The following is a 5569-nucleotide window of genomic DNA, read 5'->3' on the forward strand; positions in this document are numbered from 1 at the left end:
CCTCCAAATTTGAGATGCGTTTATTTTACCGTAAAAAAATGTTGGAAAACCGACATTTTCTAATCGGTATTTTCCAACATTTTACAACCGTTGCTGACAAACAACCTATCCCGACAAACTGGCAGCTATTGTATTCCCCGCATGTGCGGGGGTGATCCCAATGTTAACTTGATTTTTGTAAGCGGTTCGGGGTATTCCCCGCATGTGCGGGGGTGATCCCAGCGTACCACAACTTCACAATGTGCGGGTTGGGTATTCCCCGCATGTGCGGGGGTGATCCTAACACTGTCTGGCAGGTCATCATAATAAACGAGTATTCCCCGCATGTGCGGGGGTGATCCCTTTTATGCGCCGCAAGGTCTTGTGATCCTGAAGTATTCCCCGCATGTGCGGGGGTGATCCTGAGCTATGTAGATAATGTTAAACACTTTTTTAGTATTCCCCGCATGTGCGGGGGTGATCCTTCAATCGTGAACAGAACTTGCAAGGCGTCTAGGTATTCCCCGCATGTGCGGGGGTGATCCTGAATCCATGTTCGGTATACCATTCAATCTTTGGTATTCCCCGCATGTGCGGGGGTGATCCTGAATCCATGTTCGGTATACCATTCAATCTTTGGTATTCCCCGCATGTGCGGGGGTGATCCCTAGCAGCATCGGTCGGTTCGCTATATGTGTCAGTATTCCCCGCATGTGCGGGGGTGATCCCAGGTCAAGTTCAAAAAGCGACTAACTACAAGGGTATTCCCCGCATGTGCGGGGGTGATCCTGTACAATCCTGATCCTTGTGCTTCTCCATAACGTATTCCCCGCATGTGCGGGGGTGATCCTAGTGGCGCTAATTGTTGGATACTTAACTTGTGGTATTCCCCGCATGTGCGGGGGTGATCCTTATCACCGGTGCCATCGCCAAACTCAAATTTTGTATTCCCCGCATGTGCGGGGGTGATCCTAGGGAGATTGCGGACAGGCAGGTGGAAAATGCGTATTCCCCGCATGTGCGGGGGTGATCCCTCAATGACATGCCGTGGGCCAGTTTTGATAAGGTATTCCCCGCATGTGCGGGGGTGATCCTGAAAGACTATAAAAAGTTAGATGCACTTAGAAGTATTCCCCGCATGTGCGGGGGTGATCCCGGAAACATCAACCCCGAAAATTGATTGAAGTAGTATTCCCCGCATGTGCGGGGGTGATCCTGGGATTCTGGCGAAACCGACGATGACATGTTAGTATTCCCCGCATGTGCGGGGGTGATCCCCATGTTAGGGTTGAGCCGGTTCTTTGCCATGTGTATTCCCCGCATGTGCGGGGGTGATCCCGAAACTTGCCAAGTGCTTAGTGGTTTGTTTTGGTATTCCCCGCTTGTTGTGATTGTTCCATAACTGTTAATGGGTATTCCCCGCATGTGCGGGGGTGATCCTGAAAAAGTCATATAACGAATCAGCAACATATTGTATTCCCCGCATTAAAGCTGAACAATTAGCCATTGTGACGATTGAACTGCGTAATATCTTAGCCGTCTTTGATAACAATCCAGTCTTAGGACAACTAGCCAGTCACGATATTGACTCTATCCAATTGAAAAATATGGGCTGTAAAATTTCTGGTATTGGTGACCACACCAATACTAGTTTTTTTGGTGCGCCCGGCATGGGCGCCAACTAGACGGTGAAAGTCCGTTGCGGGCCGTAGTAGTCGGAACCGCAAGTCAATGACAAGGGTGTCCATCGTGAGGTGGAATCTGAAGGAAGTCGGCGACAAAGTACCGCATTGATGTACAAGAATCAGCTATAAGGCTGTGTTGGTCGGACGAGGTTGCCAAACAAACCAAAGTCCAATACTACTCGAGGCCATCGCAGTAAAGCTGGCAATGACATGGTACGAAAGTGGGCGTTCTTACCCGGGGAGGCCTGTATCGTACGTTCCCGACAAGAGGCGCGCTAAGCGCCACAGGAACAAACATCGCAGTGATGTGGTGCAGAACGATACAGGAGTCAGCCGAGGCCATAGTAGTGGTATCTGCCACGAAGGGCTGAACAATAATAGGTCATCATTGATATTGGAGGTGGAGACAGTGCAACAACCGCAGAATACAGAAAAAGCTGACCGCCGGCGGACAGTAGGACTGGAAGCCCAAGAACAAGTCGGGGTGCGTAGCACTGACTCTGGTGAAAATACGATGATGAACGGCACTAAGTTTCAAGAGTTAGTCTTAGACCGAAATAACCTGAACGAGGCTTATCTTCGCGTCTACAGAAACAAAGGTGCAGCAGGACTAGACGGAATGACCGTTGACGAACTGTTGCCCTACTTGAGGAAACATAAACAGGAATTACTGCAAGCTTTACAAAACGAGACCTATCGGCCTCGTCCCGTTAAGCGGGTTGAAATTCCAAAACCTAATGGTGGTAAACGCAAGCTCGGAATACCAACTGTGATTGACCGACTTGTTCAACAAGCCATGGCGCAAGTCATGGTGCCAACATTTGAGCGTGTCTTCTCAGATAATAGTTTTGGGTTCCGACCGAATCGAAGTGCTAAAGATGCCATTGATAGAGTGGTTCAGTTCTACAATCAGGGCTATCACTATGTCGTGGATCTCGATTTAAAAGCATACTTCGATACGGTCAACCACGATCTGCTTATTAAATTTATTGAGCAGTATATTACGGATCCATGGATACTGCATCTCATTCGTCGCTTCCTAACCAGCGGTGTCATGAATGGTGATTGGCGAACTGCGCATAGCAAGACATTGACCTATACTCTGACAAACAAAAGACTGGAACGCCTTGGACTCATCAATATGAGCAAGACACTCCAGTCAATACAAAGTGCTTAAATTATTGAACCGCCGTATACGGAACCGTACGTACGGTGGTGTGAGAGGTCGGTAATTGAATTAATCAATTACCTCCTACTCGATTGTGCATTCTGCTTAATTTAAACGGACAAGTATACATCTAAAAGGTGAACGTGTCGTCTGAGAGCACGTGATTATTTACTTTTTACTTTGTTAGCATCGCCGGTTTCCAAAGTCTGTATTTGAGTCGTAAGCGTATTTTGTTCAGACTCAGTTAACGATTCAAAAAAAGTTTTTTGTAATTGGGCTAATCCGTTTTGTTGAGTTGAGCTATACCCTAAAATTACCATAGCTTTCATAAAGTTTTTTAGATGATTGTCAATTCTGAGCGTAGTATCAAAAGTAACACCATCTATTTGTTTAGACTTCGTTTTGTTTGATTCGTTTAGAGAAGATATGGAAATTTCTTTTTGGGGCTGGGGCGCCGATTTTCTAGGAATTATTTTGCTTTTATTTGAGTTAGGATTGTGTAAAAGTTCCACCATGCTAGTCCGCCCTTTCAATAATTTCTTGTGCCACAGAATCGTATAATCTAATTATTTTTTTATCGAACTGATCTTTTAGAAATACACCTCTGATTGAATATCTTTTGATTCTTTCCATATTACGAATTAGGGTTTTTAACATGTTTTCTTTCCCAAATTCTTCTTCTGCTACTTCTAATGTGCTGTGATCAACAGGCGCCCCATTCTTTAATAGCACAGGAAGTATACCGAGTAAATTCAAACTAGGTGCTTCGTATTCATCGATTACCTGTTCCTGTATATATTTTAGAAACGATTCGGCACCCTGAAGACTGTGCTCTTGAGTTTGAAGGATAATCAGAACCCAATCTGAAGCGTATAAGGCGCTATCAGAAATTAAGGAAATAGTCGGTGGCAAATCAAATACCACAAAATCATATTTTTCTTTTAGTGAAGCAAGTAGCTTGCTAAAATATGTAACTCTATCTTTATAATTATTTTTAAACTTTTTTTCCATAATCCGTGGGTACAATGAAAAATCTGCGCTTGATGGAATAAAGTCAATGTTTTTATCCAAAGTAACCAACGATCTTGATAAGTCCTCTTCTTGGATTGATGCAAGCAGGGTTTGATTAAATTTAATATCATCGTGGCCTAAATTAGCCGCGGTTTTAAAGTAAATATCTGTAGCGTTTGCTTGAGGATCGAAATCAATTAATAGCGTTTTTTTACCAGCACGAGCTAGTGCCAGGCATGCAAGCGTGGCATTTGTTGTTTTACCGGTGCCACCTTTAAAATTTCCAAAAGTAATTACTTCACCCATTATATTGACCTCCAATTAAGTATCCTAATATACAAGGATACTTGGATACAAGGATGATAACATACAAAGATACTTGGATACAAGGATACAAGGATACATTTCTTCTCAAAAGCCGTTAAATTAAGATTGACTGCAAGTATCCTAATATACTTAGATACAAGGATACAAGGATACAAGGATACTTAGATACAAGGATATGAATATACAAGGATACAAGGATACATAAAAAGAAATGTTGATTTATCACCAAACAACGAGTAATATTGGTTACATAAAATAGAACATAAAAAAACACCCACCGACTGGAATCGGTAAGCGCCACATAAAAGTCAACTTGTTTAATGACTATTATATCATGGCCGGTGCGATTTTTAAAGCCCTAGGGGACAAGCTGGGGTCTAAATCCAAGGGGACACGTTTGCCAGGGCGACTTCAATAAGTCTGGCTATACCACAACAAGGCTATCTGTACGGCTGGGTGGTGAATGGTGAGCGCGACCATTAACGGCGCGGGTGGTAAAACGAAGCTTCGGCTTGGTGCCACTGATTAGTTGGTGATCGAACAAACATAAATACGTATCATCAACGCCTGTTAGGGCGTTTTTTAGTAGGCTAAACCGAAAACGTAGGTTTATAATGAGTGGTGGTAGCAATACCGCAATTGTACAGACAAGCGACGGGCGTTAACGACCGACGAACTAGGGGGAAACCTTAGCGTAGAATTGCACTCTGGTTCAGTTATTCCAAATAGCTGTTTCCAGGGAACAATTCTGCGCTCAAAACGTCACTCCCTCTAAACTGAATGGAAAACCATAACCCGTCAAGTCAAAACCAACATTAGAATCAAGAAAGTTGATGATTTAAAATGCTTGATTTAAGAGATTGTGAGATTGCTTTTACCGGACGTCTAACTACCATGAATCGGGATCAAGCTTTTAGTTTGGCGAAAGTCTTTGGGGCGAAACCACAAAATTGGGTTACGAAACAGACAGATTATTTAGTGGTTGGGTTAATTGAGACGGCTTTAGGTGAGGAGCCCATCACAAAAAAGTTATTGACGGGAACACCAACGATTTCAGAACGGGATTTTTTGGACTGGTGTCAGGCACGATTGGCGCAATGGTCTAGGAGTTTAGGCGGTTAAATTCACAAAGTGAGTTTATTGATTTTGTGGGGATTTTTCATCTAGACCACTCCTCTACCGTCAAATTTCACAAAGGAAAAATAACGGATCGTTGTTTTATCAGGGAGTGAGGGGGTTACTTGGGATGAGCCGCATTATGTTAACTAGCTTAAAATTGCACAATAAAAAGGCCTACCCATGCGATAATCCCTTTATGGTTGTCAGATGAAATACAATAATTCATTTGATGACTATGGAGGGATTTTTGTATGCCTAGATCCAAACACACAGCACTGGA

The 5569-nt window shown here is 43.6% G+C and carries 4 protein-coding genes, 1 pseudogene and 1 CRISPR repeat array; of the genes and pseudogenes, 3 read left to right on the forward strand and 2 right to left on the reverse strand.

Features of this window, described 5'->3' with window-relative positions; all coding sequences use genetic code 11:
• The first annotated feature begins 130 nt into the window (after window positions 1–130).
• Window positions 131–1317: direct repeats of the CRISPR family, unit length 28 nt; unit sequence GTATTCCCCGCATGTGCGGGGGTGATCC.
• A 95-nt stretch (window positions 1318–1412) separates the two neighbouring features.
• Both FFM73_RS11890 and FFM73_RS11895 read left to right on the forward strand, forming a co-directional pair.
• Window positions 1413–1664: a hypothetical protein gene (locus FFM73_RS11890; protein WP_137631887.1), complete on the forward strand. Its 252-nt coding sequence runs from the start codon at window positions 1413–1415 to the stop codon at window positions 1662–1664.
• A gap of 409 nt (window positions 1665–2073) precedes the next feature.
• Window positions 2074–2724 (forward strand): annotated as a pseudogene (locus tag FFM73_RS11895) (reverse transcriptase domain-containing protein); the annotation flags it as partial.
• 272 nt (window positions 2725–2996) lie between these two features.
• Here the strand turns inward: FFM73_RS11895 and FFM73_RS11900 are convergent.
• Both FFM73_RS11900 and FFM73_RS11905 read right to left on the reverse strand, forming a co-directional pair.
• The gene (locus FFM73_RS11900; protein ID WP_011222016.1) at window positions 2997–3347 is read right to left on the reverse strand and encodes a DUF5388 domain-containing protein; all 351 of its coding nucleotides are present in this window, start codon (window positions 3345–3347) and stop codon (window positions 2997–2999) included.
• 1 nt (window position 3348) lies between these two features.
• Window positions 3349–4149: a ParA family protein gene (locus FFM73_RS11905; RefSeq protein ID WP_015639692.1), complete on the reverse strand. Its 801-nt coding sequence runs from the start codon at window positions 4147–4149 to the stop codon at window positions 3349–3351.
• An 864-nt stretch (window positions 4150–5013) separates the two neighbouring features.
• Between FFM73_RS11905 and FFM73_RS11915 the strand changes: the two genes are divergently transcribed.
• Window positions 5014–5292 carry a BRCT domain-containing protein gene (locus tag FFM73_RS11915; RefSeq protein WP_024855821.1) on the forward strand — a complete coding sequence of 93 codons (279 nt, stop codon included), beginning with the start codon at window positions 5014–5016 and terminating at the stop codon, window positions 5290–5292.
• The last annotated feature ends 277 nt before the right edge of the window (window positions 5293–5569 follow it).

The organism is Secundilactobacillus hailunensis, assembly GCF_005405185.1.
GTDB classification, from domain to species: Bacteria; Bacillota; Bacilli; order Lactobacillales; family Lactobacillaceae; genus Secundilactobacillus; species Secundilactobacillus hailunensis.